Raw genomic sequence first — 22,939 nt, 5'->3', positions numbered from 1 at the left:
ATCTTGTCCCCCCCGCGGGTCGTTGCCCGCCTTGTTCTCCGCCGTGACATCTCACTCCGACAGTCTTCGCGTCCAGCGGGCCGGTTTGCAAGCCGAACCGCGCGACCTCCTGTCGCACGCCCGAGCCGGCGGATTCGGCGCGGGCGTCCGAGGCGTCTCGCGGGACGTGGCGATCCGGCTTCGGCGCCCCGCCTCGTCACCCCGCCTCGTCACCCGGCCTCGTCACCCGGCCTCGCCGCCGCCCGCTTTCGGCAGGCCCGCCTTGAAACTTCCATGGCCGCGCGCCAAAGTGCCGGTCCGGGCGTTGGGCGAGGCAGGCCATTCCTTGACATTCGAGCGACTTCACTTCGTGGCCAGCGCGGTCGAACTGGCGCAGTCGAGCATGGAGCGGCTGATCGCCCGGCATGGCCAGTCCCCGGTCGACGAGGCGGATGTGATCGTCGCCCTCGGCGGCGACGGCCTCATGCTCTCGACGCTGCACGCGACCCAGCATCTCCCCGCCCCGGTCTATGGCATGAACCGGGGCACGGTCGGTTTCCTGATGAACGAATACGAGGAGCGCGGGCTGAAGGCGCGGCTCGCGACGGCGGAGCCCGCGGTGCTGAACCCGCTCCGGATGCGGGCGACGACGGCGGAGGGCGGGCTCGTCGAGGCGCTCGCGATCAACGAGGTCTCGATCCTGCGCTCGGGTCCGCAGGCGGCGAAGCTCCGGATTCTGGTCGATGGCAAGGAACGGATGGCGGAACTCGTCGCGGATGGCGCGCTGATCGCCACCCCGGCGGGCTCGACCGCCTACAACTATTCGGCCCATGGGCCGATCCTGCCGATCGGCGCCGACATTCTGGCGCTGACGCCGATGTCGGCCTTCCGGCCGCGGCGCTGGCGCGGCGCGCTCCTGCCCAAGGCCGCGAGCGTGACCTTCGAGGTGCGCGAGCCCGGAAAGCGGCCGGTGAACGCGGTCGCCGATTCGACCGAGGTCCGGGACGCGGTGCGGGTCGAGGTCGAGAGCCGGCCCGACATCGCGCATACGATCCTGTTCGACCCCGGCCACGGTCTGGAGGAAAGGCTCATCCGCGAACAGTTCGCCTGAGTCGCGGGTGGCATGCCGCTACGGGCGCCTGGCCGGGCCGCGTGGCCGGAATCGCTCCGCCAGTCCCGCTGGTGCGCGCGGGGCTTGCCAGCGGAGCGGCCCCGCGGCACCTAGGCCCGGATCTGGGAGAGAGAGACCATGGCACTTACCGCCGGCCAGCAGTGGCGAATCTGGGGCCTCGTGATCGCGGGGCTCCTGCTTCTGCTCTGGCTCCTCGCAGGCACGCTGGCGCCGTTCTTCGCCGGCGCCGCGCTCGCCTATTTCCTCGACCCGGTCGCGGACCGGCTGGAGCGGCTCGGGCTCGGCCGGGTCTCCGCGACCGCCGTCATCGCGGTCGGGCTCACGCTCTTCATCGGGCTTTCGCTGGTCCTCGCACTCCCGGCGCTGATCGAACAGGCCCGCGCGCTCGCGGATGCGATCCCGAACTACATCTCCGGTCTCACCGATTTCCTGGCGCGGCGCTTTCCGCAGCTCTACATCGAAGGCGAGGCGCTGAGCCGCGGGCTCGATTCGGCGGAGAACGCGCTCCGCGAGAGCGGCGGCGCCGTGCTCGGGCAGGTCGTCGCCTCCTCGCTCGGCGTGCTCAACTTCTTCTACGTCCTGGTCGTCACGCCGGTCGTCGCCTTCTACCTGCTGCTCGACTGGGACCGCTTCGTCGGCCGGGTGAATTCCGCGCTGCCGAGGGCGCATGCGCCGACCGTGCGGCGCCTCGGGCGCGAGATCGACGCGGTGATGGCCGGGTTCGTGCGCGGCCAACTCCTCGTCTGCATCCTGCTCGGCACCTTCTACGCCGTGGCGCTCATGGTGATCCAGTTGCCCTACGGCTTTCTCGTCGGGCTCGTCGCGGGGATGCTCGCCTTCATCCCGTTCATCGGTTCGGGGATCGGCCTCGTGCTCTCGGTCTCGATCGCGGTCTTCAACTTCTGGGAGGACCCGATCTGGATCGTCGCCACCGCCGCCATCTTCTTCTTCGGCCAGTTCATCGAGGGCAACTTCCTGTCGCCCTTCCTGGTCGGCAAGTCGGTCGGGCTGCACCCGGTGACGCTGATGCTCGCGCTCTCGGTCTTCGGGGTGCTCTTCGGCTTCTCCGGGCTCCTGATCGCCGTGCCGCTCGCCGCCGCGCTCGGCGTGCTGGGGCGTTTCGGCTTCGAGATGTACCTTGAAAGCCCGCTCTACAGCGGGGCGACCCCGGTGATCGACGAGGAAGAGCCGATCACCGACGACGAAGAGTGACCCTTGGCAGGGCGCGCCCGGCAACTCGTGCTCGATCTCGCGACGCGGCCGGCGCTCGGCCGCGCCGATTTCTTCGTGTCGCCGTCGAACCGGCTCGCGCTCGCCCAACTCGACACCTGGCCGGGCTGGCCCGAGGGGAGGCTCGCCGTGACCGGGCCGGCCGGGTCCGGGAAGACCCATCTCGCCCACGTCTGGGCGGCGGGTTCGGGCGCGCGCATCCTGCCGGCGGTCGACCTGCCCGCGCTCGATATCGCGGCCCTGCCGGGAGAGACCGCGCTGGCGGTCGAGGACGCTGACCGGCTCGCCACGCTTGAAGATGACCGGCGGCGCGCGGCCGAGGAGGCCCTCTTCCACGTCGCGAACCGGCTCGCGGCGGCGGGCGGCTCGCTGATGGTGAGCGGCCGGAGCGCGCCCGCGCAGTGGGATCTGACGCTCCCGGATCTCGCGAGCCGGCTCGGCGCCGCGCCGGTCGCCCGGCTCGAGCCGCCGGACGACGCGCTTCTCGCCGCGGTGCTGGTGAAGCTCTTCACCGATCGCCAGCTGCCGGTGGCCCCCGAGGTCGTGACCTATCTCGTCAGCCGCATGGACCGCTCCTTCGCCGCCGCGGAAAGGCTCGTGGCGCGGCTCGACGCGGCGGGGCTGGAACGCCGGCGGCGCATCACGCGAAGTTTGGCCGCCGAGGTCTTGCACGGGCGCACTTGATCTCGCTCAAGTCTTTTCCGAGTGCCCTGTGTCATAGAATCGCCATCCAGCCGTAATATGCGGGGCCATGGTCTCAAGGAGGAACGCTGTGCTCGAAGATGCGATGGCCGAGGGTGTCAACGCCGATTTCCTCAATTCCGTCGCGCCTCCGGGGCGTGCCCTGCCCGACCGCGATGTCGAAGGGCCGGGGCGCTTCATCAACCGTGAATTGAGCTGGCTCGCCTTCAACTGGCGGGTGATGCACGAGGCGGAGAATCCGAGCGTGCCACTGCTCGAGCGGATGCGCTTCCTGTCGATCTCCGGTTCCAACCTCGACGAATTCTATTCCGTCCGCGTCGCCGGTCTGCGCGGTCTCGCCCGCGCGGGCGTCGCGTCTTCGAGCGCGGACGGGCTCTCGCCGAAGGAGCAGCTGTTCCAGATCGATGCCGATGCCCGCGCGCTGATGCTGCGCCAGCATCACTGCCTCGGCGAGTTGCGAGAGCTCATGCAGGCCGAGGGGATCGAGATCCTCGGCCCGGCCGAGCTCAAGGGTGCCGATCTGAAGGTGATGGAGAAGCATTTCTTCGAGCAGGTCTTCCCGATCCTCTCGCCGCTCGCCATCGACCCCGCGCATCCCTTCCCGTTCATCGCAAATGGCGGCTTCGCCATGGCGCTGCAGTTGACGCGCGATGCCGACGGCACCGTCCTCGAGGCGCTGCTGCCCGTGCCGGCGCAAGTGCCGCGGTTCATCCCGCTGCCGGACGGGCCGAAGGGCGAGGTCCGCTTCCTGCCGCTCGAAAGCCTGCTGCAGGTCTTCCTCGACCGGCTCTTCCCCGGCTACACGATGAACGGGCAATGCGCGTTCCGCGTGCTCCGCGACAGCGACCTCGAAGTCGAGGAAGAGGCGGAGGATCTTGTCCGCGAATTCGAGACCGCGCTGAAGCGCCGCCGCCGCGGTCAGGTGATCCGTCTCACGATGACCGATGACGCGCCTGCCGACCTGCGCGCGATGATCGTCGAATCGCTCGGCGTCGGGCAGGACGAGGTGATCGCCGTGCCGGGCCTGATCGGTATCGCCGATCTCGCGCAATTGACGAAGATTCCGCGCTCCGATCTGCTCTGGCCGCCGTTCAGCCCCCGGATGCCCGAGCGGGTGCAGGATTTCGAGGGCGACATCTTCGCCGCGATCCGGCAGAAGGACATGCTGCTGCATCACCCTTACGAATCCTTCGGGATCGTGGTGAGCTTCCTGCAGCAGGCGGCGCGTGACCCGAACGTGCTCGCGATCAAGCAGACGCTCTACCGCACCAGCCGCGACAGCCCGATCGTGGCCGCGCTCTGCGAGGCGGCGGAGGACGGCAAGTCCGTGACCGCGCTGATCGAGCTCAAGGCCCGCTTCGACGAGGCGGCGAACATCCGGCAGTCACGGCGCCTCGAACGGGCGGGCGCCCAGGTGGTCTATGGCTTCATCGACTGGAAGACCCATGCGAAGGTCTCGACGGTCGTGCGCCGCGAGGGGGGCGAACTCGTCACCTATACCCATTACGGGACCGGCAACTATCACCCGGGGACGGCGAACATCTACACCGACCTCTCGCTCTTCACCTGTGACAAGCCGCTCGGCCGGGACGCGACCAAGGTCTTCAACTACCTGACCGGCTATGTGAAGCCCGAGAGCCTCGAGAATCTCGCGATCAGCCCGCACATGATCAAGCCGCGCATCCTCGAATCGCTCGAAGCCGAGATCGAGCATGTGCGCGCCGGCCGGCCGGGGCAGGTCTGGATCAAGATGAACTCGGTCACCGAACCGGAGATCATCGATGCGCTCTACCGCGCGAGCCGGGCAGGCGTGAAGATCGACATGGTGATCCGGGGCATCTGCTCGCTCCGCGCCGGCGTCTCGGGCCTCTCGGAGAACATCCGGGTCAAATCGGTCATCGGCCGCTTCCTCGAACACAGCCGGATCGTCTGTTTCGGCAACGGCCACGGCCTGCCCTCGCCCGAGGCCCGGGTCTATATCAGCTCGGCCGACTGGATGGAGCGCAACCTGAACCGCAGGATCGAGACGCTGGTCGAGATCACCAATCCGACGGTGCATGCGCAGATCATGGATCAGGTCATGGCCGCGAACATGGCGGATCAGGCGCAGAGCTGGGTGGCGCAGCCGGACGGGAGCTATCTCCGGCACGACGCCGAGCCCGGCGCGCACCTCTTCAGCTGCCACCGCTTCTTCATGGAGAATCCCTCGCTCTCCGGGCGGGGCCGGGCCGGGGCGGAGGATGTGATCCGGCTCGTCCATAGCCACGACTGATCGACGCTCCTGATTGACGGTCTGGCGGGAGGATGCCAGACCGGTCCCTGGGCAACACCGACCCGGGGAGCGTTCATGACCAGCCAAAGCACCTTGGACGCGGCCGCCGGCCGCGCGCCTTCGCCGGAGAAGGCCAGGCTCGAACGGATCGGCGTGATCGACGTCGGCTCCAACTCGGTCCGGCTCGTCATTTTCGACGGCATGGCCCGCAGCCCGGCCTATTTCTACAACGAGAAGGTGCTCTGCGGTCTCGGCGCCGGGATGAGCGAGACCGGCCGGCTGAACCCCTCGGGCTGGGAGCGCGCGATGCGCGCGCTGCACCGTTTCGCCGCGCTGGCGGAGCGCATGAACCTCTCCGGCATGATCGCGGTCGCGACGGCGGCCGTGCGCGAGGCGAGCGATGGCCGCGCCTTCTGCGATCAGGTCGAGATGGAGACCGGGCTGACGCTCAGGATCGCCAGCGGCTCGGAGGAGGCGCGGCTCGCGACGCAGGGTGTGCTGCTCGGCTGGCCGGACGCGGAGGGGCTCGTCTGCGACATCGGCGGCGCCTCGGTCGAACTCGCCCATGTCGCCGGGGGCGAGATGGTCCATGGCGCGACCTCGCCGCTCGGCCCGCTGAAGCTCGCGGATTTCACCGATCCGGAGAAGCGGGAAAAGTACCTTCGCAAGACGGCCAAGGCGCTGCGCAAGGCGGTGCCCGAGCCCGCGCCCCGGCTCTATCTCGTCGGGGGCTCCTGGCGGGCGATCGCGCGGCTCGACATGGAGCGGGTCGGCTATCCGCTGAAGGTCCTGCACGCCTACGAGCCGCCGGTCGCGCAGCTCGTCGAGACGCTCGACTGGATTCAGGAGCAGGAACAGTCGCGGATGTCGGACCTGACCGGCACCTCCTCCGCGCGGCTCTCGCTCGTCCCGCTCGCGAGCCTCGTGCTCAAGGAACTGCTGCGCCGAATCGAACCGGAGCGGGTGCTGATCTCGGCCTACGGGCTTCGCGAAGGTCTCCTCTATCGGCAGATGCCCGAGGAGATGCGCGGGCGCGATCCGCTGATCGAGGCCTGCCGCCACATGGAAAGCCTGACCGCCCGGGCCCCCGGATTCGGTGACGCGCTCCATGCCTGGCTGCTGCCGCTCTTCCCCGAAGCCGGTGAGCGGGAGAAGCGGCTCATCCACGCGGCCGCGCTATTGCACGATGTGAACTGGCGGGCGCATCCGGACTACCGCGCCGAGGTCTCCTACGAATCAGTGACCCGCGCGAATATCGCCGGCATCGAGCACGCGGAACGTGTTTTCCTCGGTGTCGCGCTGCTCAATCGATACAAGAGCAGCGGGCCCGGCGACGACCTCTCGCGCTACGGCAACCTGCTGACGAAGGAACGCGCGGCCGAGGCGGCGGTGCTCGGGCGTGCGATCCGGCTCGGTGCGATGCTGTCCGGCGCCTCGAGCGGCGTGCTCGAACATGCGCGGATTGGCCGTGAAGAGAACAATCTTGTGCTCACTTTGCGCGGAACCGCGCGTGAATTCGGTGGCGAGGCGGTCGAACGCCGGTTGCAGGCGCTCGCGTCGCGCCTGCAATGCGAGGCGCGGATCGACCTGATCGACGAATAGAAGTCCGAAAATAGGAAAACGGCCTGCGGGCGCAGGCCGTTTCCAATGTATCCCCCCAAGACTTGGGCCATGCCAATGGATCGTCTTTCGCTCCTTCGGTCTCGCGGCGGCTTTTCGCCGTTTCCTGCTTTCCGTCGGGGCATCCATTGTCGGCAGAGAGGGGATAACCTTTTTTTTGGGCAGATTGCAACCAAGTTGTTCATCTATTGCATAGCGGAATTCTCCCCCGCGCAAGGCGAGCGGCGGCATTGCGCCGACGCCGGGGTTCGCCTAAATCGGCGGGGCTCGAAATGCCCGCCGGGAGGACCGTCGCATGCGCCTGACCAAGTATTTTCTGCCGGTCCTGCGGGAGAATCCGGCCGAGGCGCAGATCGTGAGCCACCGGCTGATGCTGCGGGCGGGCATGATCCGGCAGGCGGCGGCGGGGATCTATTCCTGGCTGCCGCTCGGCTACAAGGTGCTGCGCCGGCTCGAACGGATCGTGCATGAGGAACAGCAGCGCGCGGGGCATATCCCGCTCCTGATGCCGACGCTGCAATCGGCGGATCTCTGGCGCGAGAGCGGGCGCTTCGACGACTACGGCGCCGAGATGCTGCGGATCAAGGACCGGCACGAGCGCGACATGCTCTACGGGCCCACGAACGAGGAGCTGATCACCGACATCTTCCGCTCGGCGGTCGGTTCCTACAAGGATCTTCCGCTCACGCTCTACCATATCCAGTGGAAGTTCCGCGACGAGATGCGGCCGCGTTTCGGGGTGATGCGCGGGCGCGAGTTCCTGATGAAGGACGGCTACAACTTCGACCTGACCGTCGAGGACGCGCTGCACGCCTATGACCGCCACATGGTCACCTATATCCGCACCTATGAGCGGATGGGGCTGAAGGCGATCCCGATGCGCGCCGATGGCGGGCCGATCGGCGGCGACCACACGCATGAATTTCTCGTGCTGGCGCCGACCGGGGAGAGCGCGGTCTTCTACGACCGTGCCGTCACCGATCTGACGCTGGGTGACCGCGAGGTCGATTTCGCCGACCGCGAGCAGGTGGCGGAGATCGTCAAGACCTGGACCGCGCCCTATGCCCGCACAGACGAGCGCCACGATCCGGAGGCTTTCGCCGAGGTGCCGGAGGATCGGCGGATCGAGGGTCGCGGCATCGAGGTCGGGCAGATCTTCTTCTTCGGCACCAAGTATTCCGAGCCGATGAAGGCGGTCGTCGTCAACGAACAGGGCGAGCGCGTGCCGGTGCAGATGGGAAGCCATGGCATCGGCGTCTCCCGCCTTGTCGGCGCGCTGATCGAGGCGAACCACGACGACAGGGGCATCATCTGGCCCGAGGGCGTGACGCCGTTCCATGTCGGCATCGTCAATCTCAAGCAGGGCGACGGCGCGGTCGATGGCGCCTGCGAGGGGGTCTACAAGGCGCTGACCGGTGCCGGGCTCGATCCGCTCTACGACGACCGCGAGGAGCGGGCGGGGGCGAAATTCGCCACGATGGACCTGATCGGCCTGCCGTGGCGGATCACCGTCGGCCCGCGCGGCCTCGCGAATGGCAAGGTGGAACTCACGAGTCGCCGGAGTGGCGAGAGCGAGGAGATGTCTCCCGAAGCGGCGGTGGACCGGATCAAGGCGATCTACGCCGGGCTCTGACGCCGATCGCGGCGGCCCAGGCACGGCGCCCCGTAGGGCGGATTCCGGTCCGCCACACCCGTGCGCGTCCTCAACTCGCACCCCCGCGAATGTGGCTTGACCTCGCGCGCCACCGCCCGCAGGGTCCGCGCGCCTGAATTCCGCCCGAGTTCTGAAGGTCGCGCATTGACGGAAACCGACACGAAATCCCCGCCGCCCTTCGCTCCGTTCGAATGGCTGATCGCCTGGCGCTACCTGCGTGCGCGGCGCAAGGAGGGTGGTATCTCGGTCATCGCCTGGTACGCGCTGATCGGCGTGATGCTCGGCGTTGCGACGCTCATCGTGGTGCAGGCGGTGATGTACGGGTTTCGCGAGGAATTCACCGAGAAGATCCTCGGCGCCAACGCGCATGTCACCGTCTACGCGGCGCCGGAATTCGATGAGTTCGGCACCCCGAACCGGCTGATCGGCGACTATGACGGCTGGACGGGCAAGATCGCCGGGGTTCCCGGTGTCACTTCCGCGGCGCCCTTGATCCGGGGGCAGGTGATGGCCTCCGCGCATGGCCGGGCGCTTGGCGTCGAGGTGCTGGGGCTGAGGCCCGAGGATCTCGACAAGGTGCCGCTCCTCGTCGATCCGGAGCAGCGCCTCGGCGATCTCGCGAGTTTCGCGGAGGGGATCGCGCTCGGCTCCGGCATCGCGCGGGAACTGGGTGTCACGGTCGGCGACGCGGTGACGCTGATCTCGCCCGATGGGATGGATACGCCCTTCGGCACGCAACCCCGGATCAACGACTATACCGTCCAGTACATCTTCGGCATGGGCCGCTACGACATCGACCGCACCCGGGTCTACATGCCCTTCGCGGAGGCGCAGAGTTACTTCAACCGCGAGGCGGGCGCGGACGAGATCGACGTGATGGTCGCGAACCCCGATCAGGTCGACGACCTGCGCCAGCCGCTTCTCGACGCGACGGCGCCGCGGGGCGAGATCTGGACCTGGAAACAGGCCTCCGGCGCCTTTCTCTCCGCGCTCGACGTGGAGCGGCGGGTGATGTTCATCATCCTCTCGCTCGTCGTCCTGATCGCCGCGATGAACATTATCTCGGGGCTGGTGATGCTCGTGAAGAACAAGGGCCGCGACATCGGCATCCTGCGCACCATGGGGCTGACGCGGGGCGCGATCATGCGGGTCTTCTTCATCTGCGGCTCGATGATCGGGGTCGTGGGCACCGTGCTCGGCGTGGTGCTCGGCTGCCTCTTCGCCCATTACATCCAGGAGATTCAGGCGCTGGTCGAATGGGTCACCGGCGGCTCGGTCTGGAATCCGGAGATCCGCTATCTCACGCACATTCCGGCGCGGTTGCGGCTCGTGGACGTGGCGGCGGTGGCGGGGACGGCGCTCCTGCTCTCCTTCGTCATCACGCTGATGCCGGCGCGCAACGCGGCGCGGCTCAATCCCGTCGAGGCGCTGCGCTATGAATGAGGCGCTCCGTTTCGAGAACATCGCCAAGAGCTATCACGACGGCGTGGCGGAGCCGGTCGTGGTGCTCGATGGCGCCTCCGCCGTGATCGGCGAGGGCGAGATCGTCGCGCTGGTCGCCGCCTCGGGGACCGGGAAATCGACGCTGCTCCACATCGCGGGGCTGCTCGATACGCCGACGGCGGGTGTCGTGCATATCTCCGGTCGCTCGACCCAAGGGCTGAATGATCAGGCCCGCACCCGGCTCCGGCGCGATGCGATCGGCTTCGTCTATCAGTTCCACCACCTGTTGCCCGAGTTCAGCGCCCTTGAGAACGTCGCGCTGCCCCGGCGCGCCGCCGGGCTGGGCCGGCGCGCGGCGGAGGAGGGGGCGCGGGACCTGCTACACGGCGTCGGCCTCGCGCATCGGGTCACGCACCGCCCCGCCGAGCTTTCCGGCGGCGAGCAGCAGCGCGTCGCGGTGGCGCGGGCGCTCGCGAACCATCCGAGAATCCTGCTCGCCGACGAGCCGACCGGCAATCTCGATCCGGAGACCTCGGAGCAGGTGTTCGCGATGCTGCTCGAGCGCGTGCGCGACACCGGGCTGACCGCGCTCGTCGCGACGCACAATCCGGACCTCGCCGCGCGGATGGACCGCGTGCTCAGGCTGCGCGACGGGCGGATTGTCGAGGCCTGACCTTGAACGTCTGACCTTGAACGCCTGATCTTGAACGCCTGAATTTCGGGAACTGTCACCCTCAGCCGCAGATCCTGCGGAGCGCCTGCCAGTCGCCCGCCGGGAAACTCCCGGCGCCGGCCGCCGGCGGATAGGTCTCGGGCGTGGCGGGTGGCGCGAGCGCGGCCTCGGCCGCCCGGGCGAGCGCCGCGTCGGAGAGCGTGCCCCGGAAGACGTAGCCGAGCGCCGCGACCGGACCGATGGCGCGGATGAGCGCGCGGGTCTGCGTCTCCCCTGGCGTGGGCCCGAGCGCCTGCGCGACCCAGCCCGCGAGCTGCTCCGGCCCCCGCGCCCGGGCGAGCGCGGCGCGGTCGATGAGCACCGTCGGACCCGGAAGCGCGGCGACGAGCCTGCCGAAGCCGAGGTCGAGCACCCGGAAGGTGGTGCCGGGCGCGATCCGCGCGCCGAGGCTCGCGAGCGCCCGCGCCCCTTCGGGCTCGCCGCAGAGCGGGCCGTTGTCCTCGAGAATCGCGAGCAGCATCCGGTCGCCGAACTCGCGCGCCTGGGCGGGAGGAACCATGCGCGCGGCCTGCGTCCGGATGAGTTCCGGCCCCTGGAGGACCAGAGCGAAGGCGAGCAGCGCGAGGATCGCGCCCGAGATCGACAGCCGCGCGCGATTGGCGGGCGGCGTCCCGGTGTGCGGCGCGTCGAAATCGAGCGCGGCGTCGGCGATCGCGCGCGTCATCGCCGCGTCGCGGATCTCCAGCGTCTCGCCATCCTCGGCGAGGATCGCGTAGCGCGTCGCCTCCTCGGTCTCGCCGATCACGCGAATCCCCGCGAGCGACCAGTGGTCGAGAACCTGCCCCCGCTCCCCGCGCAGGATCAGCGTGGCGGAGCCGAGCGAGACGGTGACCGCGCGCGGCGGCTCACCGGCGCTCTCGCGCCAGAGTCCGGGTGCCTGCAGGCGGAAGCGGGTCTGAAGCGCCGTCATCTGGGTCCGGGGAAACGCGACATCCCGTCCGGTCTAGTCCAGGAAGCGCCCGCGGAAAAGGGCCGGGAGACACCCGGCGGTTTCCCCGGCCTCTCATGCTCGTAACGGGCTGGAAAGCAGGGCCTGTCAGTCTCCCGCGCGACCTATCAGGGAGCAGTGGAATGAGCAGGGCGCGGGATCTGGACGGGTTGCGCTTCATCGCGGCGGTCACGGTGATCCTGCGGCATACGGGCGAATATCCGGAACTGCCGGACGGCTGGGGCGGGCTGATCCGGGTTTCGGTCCGCTGGTGCGTGCCCTTCTTCTTCCTCGTATTCGGCTATTGTCTCTGCGAGCCCGAGCAGGCGGATGGGGAGGGGGCCGGCAGGGGCGCGACGGATAGGGGCGGGCCGGCGATCCCGCTGGAACGGGTGGCGCGGATCGCACGGATGTTCGCGGTCGCATCGCTGCTCTATCTTCCCCTGATGATCGCCAAGGGTGCGACGCCGATCAGCGAGATCGGCCCGGCGCTGCTCCTGACCGGAACCTGGTATCACCTCTGGTTCCTGTCCGCGCTCTGCCTCGCGCTCGTGGTCATCGCGGCGGTCTCGCAGGCGCCGGGCGGTGGCCGGCTGCTCGACCTCGCGGCGGGGATCATCCTCGCGGCCTTCGTCGCCGTCGACGTGGCGATGAGCCTCGACGGAAGCTACGCCGGCGCGCTCGATCTCGCGCGGCAGGCGCAGGGCATCGCGCTGGTCTGGCTCGGATACCGGCTGGCCCGGGCGCGGGTCCGGCCCGCGGGCCCGGCGATCGCGGCGCTGGTCCTCGGCGGCGTCGCGTTCACATTCCTGGACGTGTTCGTGCTGGAGCGGTTCGGTGGTCACATGAGCTGGCGCCAGTGCTCGCCGGGCGCGATCCTCGTCGCGGTCGGGCTTCTGCTCTGGGGCGTCAAGGGCACGATCCGGCTGCCGGAGTGGATGGTCTGGATGGGGCGCAAGCACGCGTTCGCGATCTACATCCTGCACCCGCTCTTCGTCGCGGCGGCCGGAGTGGCCGTCGCGGGGCTGAGCGGCGGCGCGAGACCGAGCCTCGCGATCGCCGCCCTGGCGCTTCTCGCGACGCTCGCCGCCGCGGAGGGGCTGCGCCGGTACCTTCCCTCGGCGCGGGCCGTGATGGATGGACGACTGCCCGATCGCACCGGGGCGCGTCCGGCGGGCGAGGGTCGCGCCGCCGGTCGCGCCGAGGGTCAGGCCGCGGCTTCCGCCGGGGTGTAGCGCCCGTAGAAGGAGCCGCCTTCGGCCGCCAGATCCGTGAGGATCGCGGGCGGAGCGAAGCGGGGGCCGTGCGCGGCGGCGAGGCCCTCAGCGATCTCGACCGAGCGGGCGGCGCCCAGCATGTCGAGCCAGGAGAACGGGCCACCGGACCAGGGCATGTAGCCCCAGCCGAGGATCGCGCCGACATCGCCCTCGCGGACATCGCTCAGCACGCCTTCCTCCAGCGCCCGCACGGCCTCCAGCGTCTGCACCATCGCGAGGCGGTTCTTCACCTCGGTCAGTTCCGGCTGCTCCTCGCTCACCGGCCAGTGCTCGGCGAGACCGGGCCAGAGGCCCTCGCGCCTGCCCTTCCCGTCGTAGCTGTAGAACCCGGCCTTCGCCTTGCGCCCGAGCCGGCCCTCGCCCGCGAGCTTTTCGAGCACGCCGTCCGCGGGAGACTCAGGGTAGGCGTCTCCGAGCGCGGCCTTGGTCGCCTTGGCGATCCGGAGGCCGAGATCGATCGAGGTCTCGTCGGTCAGCTGCAACGGCCCGAGCGGGAAGCCGAGCTGCTTGGCGGCGTTTTCGACCAGCACGGGCGAGATACCCTCGGCGACCATCCGCACGCCCTCGTTGATATAGGGAATGATGCAGCGGTTCGCGTAGAAGAAGCGCGCATCATTGACCGTGATCGGCGTCTTGCGGATCTGGCGCACGAAGTCGAGCGCGCGGGCGATCGCCGCCGGTCCCGTCTCCTTGCCGACGATGATCTCGACGAGCGCCATCCGCTCGACCGGCGAGAAGAAATGGATGCCGATGAACCGGGCCGGGTCCGCCGCCGCGCGGGCGAGGCCGCTGACCGGCAGGGTCGAGGTATTGGTGGCGAAGGTCGCATCCGGCCCCAGGACCGCGGTTGCGCGACCGATCACATCGGCCTTGACCTCGGGATCCTCGAACACCGCCTCGACCACCAGATCGCAGTCCGAGAGCGCCGCGAAATCGGCGGTCGCGGTCAGGCGGCCGAGGATCTCGTCGCGCTTCTCCGCCGCGAGCCGGCCCTTCGAGACGCGCTTCTCGAGCCCGGCTGCGACACCCGCCTTGCCGCGCTCCGCGTCGGCCTGTTCACGGTCGATCAGCACCGTCTCGATCCCGGCCTCCGCCGCGACACCGGCGATGCCCGCGCCCATCATGCCGGCGCCGATGACGCCGAGCCGGGCGACCGTCCGGTCAGGCTCGCCCTTCGGTCGTGACGCGCCCTTCTCCAGCGCCTGTTTCGAGAGGAAGAGCGCGCGGATCATCGCGGAAGACGACGGGTTCATCAGCACATTGGTGAACCAGCGCGCCTCGATCCGGATCGCGGTGTCGAAATTGGTGAGCGCGCCTTCGTAGATCGCCGAGAGCATGGCCTTCGCCGCCGGGAAGGCGCCCTGGGTCTTGCCCTGAGCCATCGCCGAGGCGCCGACGAAGCTCATGAAACCCTGCGGGCTGTAGGGCAGGCCGCCCGGCATCTTGTAGCCCTTCCTGTCCCAGGGCTTCACGATGTCCTCGTCCTTCGCCGAGAGCACCCAGGCGCGGGCGGCCGGGAGCAGATCCTCCGGCGCCGGGGTCTCGTCGACGAGACCCATCGCGCGGGCCTCCTTCGGGCGCAGCATCTTGCCTTCGAGCAGGATCGGCGCCGAACCCATCAGCCCGAGCATCCGGCTGACGCGCGTCGCACCGCCCGCGCCGGGGAAGATGCCGAGCAGGATCTCGGGCAGGCCGATCCGCGACTTCGGCTGATCGGCGAGGAAGCGGCGGTGGCAGGCGAGGCCGATCTCGGTCGCGATGCCGGCGCAGAGACCGGGCGCCGCGAGGGCGACGGGCTTGCCGCCCTTCAGCGTCTTGGGGTCCATGCCCGCGCGCTCGATCTTGCGGAGCAGCTTGTGGATGCCCATGATCCCTTCGAAGAGCCCGCGCGCCGGATCGGGGCCGGCGTCCTCCTTCATCTTCGCGAGGATGCCGAGGTCCATGCCGCCGGCGAAATCGGGCTTGGCCGACGTGATCACGATCCCCTTGACCGCGGGATCGGCCAGCGCCGCGTCGAAGGCGGCGTCGAGCTCGGCGATCCCCTCGTAGGTCAGGATGTTCATCGACCGGCCGGGCAGGTCCCAGGTGATGGTCGCGACGCCATCGGCGTCGATCTCGGTAGTGAAGATCGGCATCTCGGATCTCCTTGATTAGTGTGCCGTCGCGCCGGGCGTGCCAGCGGCGGTGAGGTTCGACAGGCGGGCGAGTTCAGGGGCGTCCGTCGCCCCGGGCATCAAACCCGCTCCAGGATGGTCGCCGCTCCCATGCCCGAGGCGACGCAGAGCGTGATGAGCGCGGTCTCCCTGTCGGAGCGTTCAAGCTCGTCGAGCGCCGTGCCGAGGATCATCGCGCCGGTCGCGCCGAGGGGATGGCCGAGCGCGATGGCGCCGCCATTCACGTTGACCCTGGCCGGATCGGCGTCGAAGGCCTGCAGGAAGCGCAGCACCACGGCGGCGAAGGCTTCGTTCACCTCGAATAGATCGATGTCGCCGATCTTCATGCCGGCGGTGGCGAGCACCTTCTCCGTGACCGGCACCGGACCCGTGAGCATGATCGTGGGCTCCGTCCCGATCTTCGCCGTGGCACGAATGCGGGCGCGGGGCTTCAGCCCGTGTCTGGCGCCGAAATCGGCGTCGCCGATCAGGACCGCCGCCGCGCCGTCGACGATGCCGCTGGAATTGCCGGCGTGGTGAACATGGTCGATCTTCTCGATCTCGGGATAGCGCAGCAGCGCCACCGCGTCGAAACCGGGCATGGTCTCGCCGATATCCTTGAAGGCCGGGCGCAGCGCGCCCAGCGACTGCATGTCGGTCTGGGGGCGGGGGTATTCGTCGCGCTCCAGCAGGGTCAGGCCGTTCACGTCGCGAACCGGCACCACGGAACGGTCGAAACGCCCCTCGGCCATCGCCTTCGCGGCGCGTGCCTGGCTCTCTACCGCGTAGGCATCGCAGTCGTCGCGGGTGAAACCGTATTTGGTCGCGATCAGGTCGGCGCTGATCCCCTGCGGCACGAAATGGGTGCCGAAGGTCAGCGTCGGGTCCACGCCGATCGCGGCGCCGTCCGAACCCATCGGAACCCGGCTCATCATTTCGACGCCGCCGGCGACATAGCCACCGCCCGCGCCCTGGACGAGCCCGGCCGCGATGTTGACGGCTTCGAGCCCGCTCGCGCAGAAGCGGTTGATGGCGAGGCCCGGCACATGCTCCGGCAGGTCGGAGAGCAGGACGGCGGAGCGGGCGAGGCAGCCGCCCTGTTCGCCGACCTGTGTCACATTGCCCCAGATCACGTCCTCGACCGCGTCGGTCGCCGTCCCGGTCCGCTCGCGCAGCGCGTTCATCACATCGGCCGAGAGCCGGACCGAGGTCACTTCATGGAGCGCGCCGTCGGGGCGCCCCTTGCCGCGCGGCGTGCGGACCGCGTCGTAGATGTAAGCATCAGCCATGTGGATGGGTCCTTTCAGCCCGGCCCGTCAACCCGGCCCGCCCGGCGTCGGATGGCCGGGCAGCAGGTCATAGGGATGTTTCCAGCCGGGGATCGCGGAGATCGCGTTCCGCCAGCGTTCGATATTGGGATAGTCACCGGCCATGTCGGCGCCGAATTCCTCGGCGTAATAGACGTAGCCCGCGCAGGAGAAGTCGGCGATCGTCATGTGTTCCGCCGCGATCCAGGCCCGGGAGCCGAGATGGATGTCGAGCGCCTTCATCGCCGCCCGGACCCGCCCCTCGAGGAATGTGATCACGGCGGGTTCGCGCTTCTCGGGCGCGGCGAAGTTCATCATGAAGCGCAGCGTCGCGATATAGCTCGTGAACTTGTGGTTGTCCCAGAGCAGCCAGCGCAGCACCTCCCGCCGCTCCGCCTCCGATCGTGGCGCGTAGTCGCGGTAGCGCTCGGAGAGATAGTCGAGGATCACCCCCGACTGGCTGAGCGTGACCTCACGATGCACGAGCACGGGCACCTCTCCCATCTCGTTCATCGCGAGGTAGTTCGGCGTCTTGGTTCCGCCGTGGAAGAAATCGACCCAGATCGGCTCCCATTCCGCCCCCGCGAGTTCGAGCATGAGCGCGACCTTGTAGGAATTGCCGGATTGGGCGAACGAATAGAGCTGGTATTCGGACATGGGTCTGGTTCCTCCGTCTCGGGCCGGAGAGGCCCTCAGAAGGCCTCCTCGGGCATGGTCATGAGCGGCTCCGGATCGGCTTCGATCCGGGCCCGGCGCAGCGCCGTCTCCGGCAGCACGCGGGTCATGTAGTGCCGCGCGGTCAGGCGTTTCGCCTGGTCGAAGGCGGTTTCGCCATTGGCCGCGCGCGCGATCCGCGCCCACATGTAGCCGAGGCAGGTCAGACCGAAGAGATGCAGGAAATCGGTCGAGCCCGCCAGCGCCGTGTTGGGATTCGTCATCCCCGTGCGCATGAAACTCATCACCGCCGCTTCGAGATCCTTCGAGGCCGATTTCAGGGGATCGAGGAAGGCGGTCTTGAACTCCGCGTCGGTCTCGCCCTCGGCTTCGCGCAGGAAGGTCCTGATCTCCTCGAAGAAGCGGCGCATCGGCGCGCCGCCATCCGCCGCGAGCTTGCGGCCGACGAGATCGAGCGCCTGGATGCCGTTCGCGCCCTCGTAGATCATGGTGATACGCGCGTCGCGGACGAACTGGCTCATCGGCCAGTCTTCGGTATAGCCATGGCCGCCGAAGACCTGCTGCGCCTCGACCGCGGTCGCGAAGCCCTTGTCGGTCAGGAAGCCCTTCAGGACCGGCGTCAGGAGCGAGGCCAGCGCCTCGGCCTCGGCGTCGCTGTGATGGGCGCGGTCGATCAGCATCGCGTCCCAGATGATGAGCGCCCGCCCGCCCTCGACGAAGGCGCGCATGTCCATGAGCGCGCGGCGGATGTCGGGATGGACGATCAGGGGATCGGCCGCGGCCTCGGGATTGGCGGGCTTGGGTAGCGCGCGGCCCTGAAGGCGGTCCTTCGCATAGGCGGCGGCGTTCCGGAGCGCGGCGCCGGCCTGGGCGAGCCCCTGGATCGCGACCGCGAGCCGCGCCTCGTTCATCATCGTGAACATCGCGCGCAGGCCCCGGTGCGGCTCGCCGATCAGGAAGCCCGTGGCCTCGTCATAGTTCATGACACAGGTCGAATTGCCGTGGATGCCCATCTTGTGCTCGATCGCACCGCAGGAGACGCCGTTGCGGGGGCCGGGCTCGCCGTCCTCGGTCGGCAGGAACTTCGGCACGATGAAGAGCGAGATGCCCTTCACGCCCGCCGGCGCGCCCGGAATGCGGGCGAGGACGAGATGGATGATGTTCTCCGAGAGGTCGTGCTCGCCCGCCGAGATGAAGATCTTCTGGCCGCTGATCGCGTAGCTTCCGTCCTCGCGCGGTTCGGCTTTGGTACGCAGCAGGCCGAGGTCGGTTCCGCACTGCGGCTCGGTCAGGTTCATCGTCCCGGTCCAGTCCCCGGTGGCGAAATGCGGCAGATAGGTCGCCTTCTGGTCCGGCGTGCCATGGGTATGGATCGCGGCGTAGGCGCCATGCGTCAGGCCCCAGTACATGTTGAGCGCCATATTCGCCCCGGCGAAGATCTCGCCGGTCAGCGAATTCATCAGCGTCGGCATGCCCTGGCCGCCGTAGTCGGGATCGAGGTCGAGGGCGGTCCAGCCGCCCTGGCAGACCGCGTCATAGGCGGATTTGAAGCCCTTCGGCGCGCGCACGACACCGTTCTCGAACTGGCAGCCTTCGAGGTCGCCGGCGCGGTTCAGCGGTGCGAGCGCCGAGGCGGCGAGCTTTCCCGCCTCGCCGAGGACGGCGGCGGTCGTGTCCGGGTCAAGCTCGTCGTAGCCCGGAATGTCGGCCTTTTCCACCGCGAACAGGCGGTGCAGCAGGAAGGCGAGATCGTCGAGCGGAGCGGCGTAGGTCATGATGGCCTCGGTTTGTTCAGTTGGCTTCGGCGCCGGAGCGGCGGGTGAGCATGTCGTCGATGAGGGCGAGCTGGCGTTCGAGATCGGCGATGGCGAGATCGAGTTCCTCGCGCTGGGCGCGCATCGCATCGAGTCGCTCTCTCCCGGCGTCGCGGGTGCGGCTCAGCTGCGTGAGCTGCTGGTCGCCGAGATCGTAGAGGTTGAGGAGCTGGCGGATCTCCTCGAGGCTGAAGCCGAAGCGCTTGCCGCGCAGGATCAGCCGCAGGCGCGTGGCGCAGCGGCGGGTGTAGAGCCGGTGCTGCGCCCGCCGGACCGGCGAGATCAGTTCGAGCGATTCATAGAAACGCAAGGTCCGCGGCGTAACGCCGAACTCGGCGCACATCTCACCGATGCTCCGCGCCTTTTCGGCGGCTTCGGCCTCGTCCTCGGTCATCGCTGGCCTCCCTCAAGTGCTTGCCGGGAACATGGGACCGGCCGGGTTATCAAGCAATCAAAATCTTACGTTTACGTAAGGGTGACGTTGCGTCATGCGATTAACGCCCCGCCGCAGGAGGCCGGTTGGCATTGTGCCGGGCCGCCGAATGTGGCCATGTCGCAGCCGAAAGGAGAGCGCCATGACGCGAAAAGTGAGCATCGAGGAGGCGCAGGCGTTCATCGACGTTCTGCCCCATGCGCGCGATCTCGGAATCAAGCTGGTGGAAATCGACGCCGGGCGGGCGGCCCTGCGCATGGAGTACGATCCCCGCTTCGTCGGCGACCCCGACTCGGGCGTCCTCCATGGCGGCGTCGTCACCACGCTGCTCGACACCTGCTGTGGCGCGGCGGTGATGAATCACCCCGCCGGGCCGGAAACCACGGCCACGATCGATCTCCGGATCGACTACATGCGCGCGGCGCCGCCGGGACGGGCGCTGCTCGGCCGGGCGGAGTGCTACCGCGTGACCCGCAGCGTCGCCTTCGTCCGCGCCTTCGCCTATGCCGACGGACTCGACGAACCCGTCGCCGCCGCGGCCGGAGCCTTCATGGTCGACGGAACCCGGAAACCGGACGCGGAGGGCGCGGCGTGAAGCAGAAGATCGAGCCGGTTCAGGTTGCCAAGCAGCGCCGCGACACCGCGCTCGGGCATCTCGCGCGCTCCGTGCCCTATGTCCGCCATCTCGGGGTCGAGTTCGACCGGCGCGGCGACGAGCTGACGGCGCGGATGCCCTTCGACGAGAAGCTGATCGGCAATCCCATGCTTCCCGCGCTGCATGGCGGCGCGATCGGAGCCTTTCTCGAGATCACCGCGCTCATGGAACTCGCCTGGCAGATGGTCTGGGAGCGGATGGAGGGTGGCGGGCCGGAAGCCGCCGCCATCGAGGCGGGCCAGTTCCCGTCCTGGCCGAAGACGATCGACTTCACCATCGACTACCTGCGCTCGGGGCTGCCGCGCGACGCCTATGCCCGGGCGCGGGTCGCGCGGATGGGCCGGCGCTACGCCAGCGTCCATGTCGAAGCCTGGCAGGACAACCGCGGCCGTCCGATGGCGCAGGCGACCGGGCATTTCCTGATGCCGACGCTCGTCGGGCGCGAGCGGGCGCCCGACATGCCGCCGGGCCTCAGGGGGAGCGGCGGCGGGAGCGGCGGCGGCGAATGAGCGCTCCCGACAGGGTCCGCGTTCCGCCGATGACCCACCGCCGCGTGCTCGGCGTCGCACTCCCGATCGTCGTCTCGAATGCGACCGTGCCGCTGCTCGGCGCGGTCGATACCGCCGTGATCGGCCAGCTCGGCCAGGCGGCGCCGATCGGCGCCGTGGGTCTCGGTGCGATCATCCTGCTCTCGATCTACTGGATCTTCGGCTTCCTGCGCATGGGCACGACCGGACTCGTGGCCCAGGCGCGGGGCGCGGGCGACGCGGGCGAGACCGGGGCGCTCCTCACGCGCGGGATCATGATCGCCTTCGCCGCGGGCGCGGTGATGATCCTCGGCCAGGTCGGGATCTTCTGGGCGGCCTTCCGGCTCGCGCCCGCCTCCGACGAGGTGGAGGGGCTCGCGCGGACCTATCTCGCGATCCGGGTCTGGGGCGCGCCGGCGGCGATCGCCGCCTATGCGCTCACCGGCTGGCTCATCGCGATGGAGCGGGCGCGCGGCGTGCTCCTTCTTCAGGTCTTCACCAACGGGTTGAACGTCGCGCTCTCGATCACCTTCGTCCTCGGCCTCGGTTGGGGAGTCGCGGGGGTGGCGCTCGCCACGCTGATCGCGGAATGGGCCGGGCTCGCGCTCGGGCTCTGGCTCTGCCGCGCGGCCTTCTCGGGCGCGCAATGGCGGGACTGGGCGCGGGTCTTCGATCCCGTGAAGCTCAGGCGCATGGCGGCGGTCAATGGCGACATCATGATCCGCTCGGTGGTGCTGCAGGCCTGTTTCACCGCCTTCCTGTTCTTCGGCGCCGGCCTCGGCGACGTGCCGCTGGCTGCGAACCAGATCCTGCTCCAGTTCCTCCACGTCACCGCCTATGCGCTCGACGGCTTCGCCTTCGCGGCCGAGGCGCTGGTCGGGCAGGCGATCGGGCAGGGGTCACGCGCGGAACTCCGCCGCGCCGCGATCCTGTCCTCGCAATGGGGGCTCGGCTTCGCCGTGGCGCTGGCGCTCGCGTTCGGCCTGCTCGGTCCGCCGATCATCGACGTCATGACGACCTCGGAGCCGGTCCGGGCGGCGGCGCGCGAGTTCCTGCCCTGGCTGATCGCGGCGCCCCTGATCGGGATCGCCGCCTGGATGCTCGACGGCATCTTCATCGGCGCGACCCAGACGCGGGACATGCGCGACGCCGCGCTGGTCTCGGTCGCGGTCTATGCGCTGGCGCTGGCGGCGCTGATCCCGCTCATGGGCAACCACGGGCTCTGGGCCGGGCTCATGATTCTCAACACGGCCCGGGGGATCACGCTCGGCCTGCGCTATCCGAAGATCGAGGCGCGCGTCGCCTGAGTCGCGCGCGCAGGGGGCTCGCCGGGTTTCAGGCGTTGGCCCAGCGTTCCGCGTCGAGCCCCACCGCCTCGGTGACATTCGCGAAACCGTCCCGCGCCAGCAGCGCGTCGAGGCCGCGGGCGAATTCCGCCGCGAGGCCGATGCCTCCGAAGACCATGGCCGTGTAGAACTGCACCGCCGAGGCGCCCGCGCGGATCTTCGCATAGGCGTCCTCCGCCGATGCGATGCCGCCAACGCCGACCAACGGCAGGCGGCCCCCGGTCAGAAGCGCCGCCTTGGCCAGGATCGTGGTCGAGCGCGCGAAGAGCGGCCGGCCCGACAGGCCGCCCGCCTCTTCCTTCCGGGGATCGGTCAGACCCTCGCGCGAGAGCGTGGTATTGGTCGCGATCAGCGCGGCGATTCCATGATCCTCGGCGACGGCGCAGATCTCGGCGAGTTCCGCGTCGGTCAGGTCCGGGGCGATCTTCAGGAAGATCGGCACCGGCCTGACGAGGCCCGCGTTCGCCTTCATGACCCTGCCGAGCAGCGCGTCGAGCGCGTCGCGCCCCTGCAGGTCGCGAAGCTTCTCGGTATTGGGCGAGGAGACGTTCACCGTCGCGAAGGAGACATGCGGCCCGGCGAGCGTCAACACGCGCGCGAAATCCGCGGCCCGGTCGATGCTCGTCTTGTTGGCGCCGAGATTGAGGCCGATCACCGCTCCCCTGGGCCGCGCGGCGAGCCGGCCGGCGATCGCCACCGCCCCGTCGTTGTTGAAGCCGAACCGGTTGATCGCCGCCCGGTCGGCGTCCAGCCGGAAGAGCCGGGGTTTGGGATTGCCGGGCTGGGGCAGCGGGGTCGCCGCGCCGACCTCGACGAAGCCGAAGCCCGCGTGCGCCAGCGCCGGCAGCGCGGTGGCGTTCTTGTCGAAACCCGCCGCGAGCCCGATCGGATTCGGCAAGTCCAGCCCCGCGAGGCGGGTCCGGAGCCGGGGCGAACTCGGCAGGCCGCTTGCCGGCCCGAGCCCGAGGCGCAAGGCCTTGAGCGCCAGGCCATGCGCGGTTTCAGGATCAAAGAGCCCCCGCAGAACCGGCAGGCCGAGTCGGTCGATCGCGCGCATGG

The 22,939-nt window shown here is 69.3% G+C and carries 19 protein-coding genes; 12 read left to right on the top strand and 7 right to left on the bottom strand.

Features of this window, described 5'->3' with window-relative positions; translation table 11 throughout:
* Nucleotides 1–325: 325 nt before the first annotated feature.
* The 8 genes from ACLJK8_RS02445 to ACLJK8_RS02410 all read left to right on the top strand — a co-directional run bounded on the left by ACLJK8_RS02445 (nucleotide 326) and on the right by ACLJK8_RS02410 (nucleotide 10,705).
* Entirely contained in the window at nucleotides 326–1,090 is a 765-nt protein-coding gene (locus ACLJK8_RS02445; RefSeq protein WP_413148414.1) for an NAD kinase, read from the top strand.
* Between the two features lie 138 nt (nucleotides 1,091–1,228).
* A complete protein-coding gene (locus tag ACLJK8_RS02440; protein ID WP_413148413.1) occupies nucleotides 1,229–2,323 on the top strand; it encodes an AI-2E family transporter in 1,095 nt (364 codons plus the stop codon).
* 3 nt (nucleotides 2,324–2,326) lie between these two features.
* Nucleotides 2,327–3,025, top strand: coding sequence for an HdaA/DnaA family protein (locus ACLJK8_RS02435; protein ID WP_413148412.1), 699 nt, complete (start codon nucleotides 2,327–2,329; stop codon nucleotides 3,023–3,025).
* Between the two features lie 103 nt (nucleotides 3,026–3,128).
* Nucleotides 3,129–5,315, top strand: a complete 2,187-nt coding sequence (locus tag ACLJK8_RS02430) for an RNA degradosome polyphosphate kinase (RefSeq protein WP_413148527.1) — start codon at nucleotides 3,129–3,131, stop codon at nucleotides 5,313–5,315.
* Nucleotides 5,316–5,390: 75 nt separating this feature from the next.
* Nucleotides 5,391–6,917: an exopolyphosphatase gene (locus tag ACLJK8_RS02425; RefSeq protein ID WP_413148411.1), complete on the top strand. Its 1,527-nt coding sequence runs from the start codon at nucleotides 5,391–5,393 to the stop codon at nucleotides 6,915–6,917.
* A gap of 313 nt (nucleotides 6,918–7,230) precedes the next feature.
* Nucleotides 7,231–8,568 carry a proline--tRNA ligase gene (gene proS, locus ACLJK8_RS02420; protein WP_413148410.1) on the top strand — a complete coding sequence of 446 codons (1,338 nt, stop codon included), beginning with the start codon at nucleotides 7,231–7,233 and terminating at the stop codon, nucleotides 8,566–8,568.
* Between the two features lie 165 nt (nucleotides 8,569–8,733).
* The gene (locus ACLJK8_RS02415) at nucleotides 8,734–10,032 is read left to right on the top strand and encodes a lipoprotein-releasing ABC transporter permease subunit (protein WP_413148409.1); all 1,299 of its coding nucleotides are present in this window, start codon (nucleotides 8,734–8,736) and stop codon (nucleotides 10,030–10,032) included.
* Nucleotides 10,025–10,705, top strand: a complete 681-nt coding sequence (locus ACLJK8_RS02410) for an ABC transporter ATP-binding protein (RefSeq protein WP_413148408.1) — start codon at nucleotides 10,025–10,027, stop codon at nucleotides 10,703–10,705. Before ACLJK8_RS02415 ends, ACLJK8_RS02410 begins: the two co-directional genes overlap by 8 nt.
* 61 nt (nucleotides 10,706–10,766) lie before the next feature.
* On the opposite strand, the gene ACLJK8_RS02405 is transcribed toward ACLJK8_RS02410, so the two are convergent.
* Entirely contained in the window at nucleotides 10,767–11,675 is a 909-nt protein-coding gene (locus ACLJK8_RS02405) for a hypothetical protein (protein WP_413148407.1), read from the bottom strand.
* Nucleotides 11,676–11,836: 161 nt separating this feature from the next.
* Between ACLJK8_RS02405 and ACLJK8_RS02400 the strand changes: the two genes are divergently transcribed.
* On the top strand, nucleotides 11,837–12,928 hold the full coding sequence (locus tag ACLJK8_RS02400) for an acyltransferase (protein ID WP_413148406.1): 1,092 nt from the start codon (nucleotides 11,837–11,839) through the stop codon (nucleotides 12,926–12,928).
* Here ACLJK8_RS02400 and ACLJK8_RS02395 read toward each other — a convergent pair.
* The 5 genes from ACLJK8_RS02395 to ACLJK8_RS02375 all read right to left on the bottom strand — a co-directional run bounded on the left by ACLJK8_RS02395 (nucleotide 12,901) and on the right by ACLJK8_RS02375 (nucleotide 19,313).
* Entirely contained in the window at nucleotides 12,901–15,105 is a 2,205-nt protein-coding gene (locus ACLJK8_RS02395; protein ID WP_413148405.1) for a 3-hydroxyacyl-CoA dehydrogenase NAD-binding domain-containing protein, read from the bottom strand. The genes ACLJK8_RS02400 and ACLJK8_RS02395 overlap by 28 nt on opposite strands.
* Before the next feature lie 98 nt (nucleotides 15,106–15,203).
* Nucleotides 15,204–16,412, bottom strand: a complete 1,209-nt coding sequence (locus ACLJK8_RS02390; protein WP_413148404.1) for an acetyl-CoA C-acetyltransferase — start codon at nucleotides 16,410–16,412, stop codon at nucleotides 15,204–15,206.
* 27 nt (nucleotides 16,413–16,439) lie between these two features.
* A complete protein-coding gene (locus ACLJK8_RS02385) occupies nucleotides 16,440–17,087 on the bottom strand; it encodes a glutathione S-transferase family protein (RefSeq protein WP_413148403.1) in 648 nt (215 codons plus the stop codon).
* Nucleotides 17,088–17,122: 35 nt separating this feature from the next.
* Nucleotides 17,123–18,883: an acyl-CoA dehydrogenase gene (locus tag ACLJK8_RS02380; RefSeq protein WP_413148526.1), complete on the bottom strand. Its 1,761-nt coding sequence runs from the start codon at nucleotides 18,881–18,883 to the stop codon at nucleotides 17,123–17,125.
* A 13-nt stretch (nucleotides 18,884–18,896) separates the two neighbouring features.
* Complete coding sequence (locus tag ACLJK8_RS02375; RefSeq protein WP_413148402.1) at nucleotides 18,897–19,313, bottom strand: MerR family transcriptional regulator; 417 nt, start codon at nucleotides 19,311–19,313, stop codon at nucleotides 18,897–18,899.
* Between the two features lie 181 nt (nucleotides 19,314–19,494).
* On the opposite strand from ACLJK8_RS02375, the gene ACLJK8_RS02370 reads away from it, so the two are divergent.
* Genes ACLJK8_RS02370 through ACLJK8_RS02360 form a run of 3 tightly spaced genes read left to right on the top strand, consistent with a single transcriptional unit; the run spans nucleotide 19,495 to nucleotide 21,841 of the window.
* Complete coding sequence (locus ACLJK8_RS02370; protein WP_413148401.1) at nucleotides 19,495–19,947, top strand: PaaI family thioesterase; 453 nt, start codon at nucleotides 19,495–19,497, stop codon at nucleotides 19,945–19,947.
* Nucleotides 19,944–20,516 (top strand): PaaI family thioesterase, encoded by a 573-nt coding sequence (locus ACLJK8_RS02365; protein WP_413148400.1) that lies wholly within the window; start codon nucleotides 19,944–19,946, stop codon nucleotides 20,514–20,516. The genes ACLJK8_RS02370 and ACLJK8_RS02365 overlap by 4 nt, the downstream gene beginning before the upstream one ends.
* Entirely contained in the window at nucleotides 20,513–21,841 is a 1,329-nt protein-coding gene (locus ACLJK8_RS02360) for an MATE family efflux transporter (RefSeq protein WP_413148399.1), read from the top strand. Before ACLJK8_RS02365 ends, ACLJK8_RS02360 begins: the two co-directional genes overlap by 4 nt.
* A gap of 28 nt (nucleotides 21,842–21,869) precedes the next feature.
* Here the strand turns inward: ACLJK8_RS02360 and ACLJK8_RS02355 are convergent, their stop codons facing one another.
* The gene (locus tag ACLJK8_RS02355; protein ID WP_413148398.1) at nucleotides 21,870–22,937 is read right to left on the bottom strand and encodes a quinone-dependent dihydroorotate dehydrogenase; all 1,068 of its coding nucleotides are present in this window, start codon (nucleotides 22,935–22,937) and stop codon (nucleotides 21,870–21,872) included.
* Nucleotides 22,938–22,939 lie beyond the last annotated feature (2 nt).

This window comes from Amaricoccus sp. W119, assembly GCF_047275745.1.
Lineage (GTDB): Bacteria > Pseudomonadota > Alphaproteobacteria > Rhodobacterales > Rhodobacteraceae > Amaricoccus.
Note: the sequence above shows the minus strand (reverse complement) of the source record. Positions and strands in the feature narration are given on the sequence as shown.

Excerpts from the sequence above, each read along its gene's own strand:
- ACLJK8_RS02440 (WP_413148413.1), top strand. The coding sequence starts at position 1,229 with ATGGCACTTACCGCCGGCCAGCAGTGGCGAATCTGGGGCCTCGTGATC.
- ACLJK8_RS02430 (WP_413148527.1), top strand. The coding sequence starts at position 3,129 with ATGGCCGAGGGTGTCAACGCCGATTTCCTCAATTCCGTCGCGCCTCCG.
- ACLJK8_RS02425 (WP_413148411.1), top strand. The coding sequence starts at position 5,391 with ATGACCAGCCAAAGCACCTTGGACGCGGCCGCCGGCCGCGCGCCTTCG.
- proS (WP_413148410.1), top strand. The coding sequence starts at position 7,231 with ATGCGCCTGACCAAGTATTTTCTGCCGGTCCTGCGGGAGAATCCGGCC.
- ACLJK8_RS02410 (WP_413148408.1), top strand. The coding sequence starts at position 10,025 with ATGAATGAGGCGCTCCGTTTCGAGAACATCGCCAAGAGCTATCACGAC.
- ACLJK8_RS02405 (WP_413148407.1), bottom strand. The coding sequence starts at position 11,675 with ATGACGGCGCTTCAGACCCGCTTCCGCCTGCAGGCACCCGGACTCTGG.
- ACLJK8_RS02400 (WP_413148406.1), top strand. The coding sequence starts at position 11,837 with ATGAGCAGGGCGCGGGATCTGGACGGGTTGCGCTTCATCGCGGCGGTC.
- ACLJK8_RS02395 (WP_413148405.1), bottom strand. The coding sequence starts at position 15,105 with ATGCCGATCTTCACTACCGAGATCGACGCCGATGGCGTCGCGACCATC.
- ACLJK8_RS02390 (WP_413148404.1), bottom strand. The coding sequence starts at position 16,412 with ATGGCTGATGCTTACATCTACGACGCGGTCCGCACGCCGCGCGGCAAG.
- ACLJK8_RS02385 (WP_413148403.1), bottom strand. The coding sequence starts at position 17,087 with ATGTCCGAATACCAGCTCTATTCGTTCGCCCAATCCGGCAATTCCTAC.
- ACLJK8_RS02375 (WP_413148402.1), bottom strand. The coding sequence starts at position 19,313 with ATGACCGAGGACGAGGCCGAAGCCGCCGAAAAGGCGCGGAGCATCGGT.
- ACLJK8_RS02370 (WP_413148401.1), top strand. The coding sequence starts at position 19,495 with ATGACGCGAAAAGTGAGCATCGAGGAGGCGCAGGCGTTCATCGACGTT.
- ACLJK8_RS02360 (WP_413148399.1), top strand. The coding sequence starts at position 20,513 with ATGAGCGCTCCCGACAGGGTCCGCGTTCCGCCGATGACCCACCGCCGC.
- ACLJK8_RS02355 (WP_413148398.1), bottom strand. The coding sequence starts at position 22,937 with ATGCGCGCGATCGACCGACTCGGCCTGCCGGTTCTGCGGGGGCTCTTT.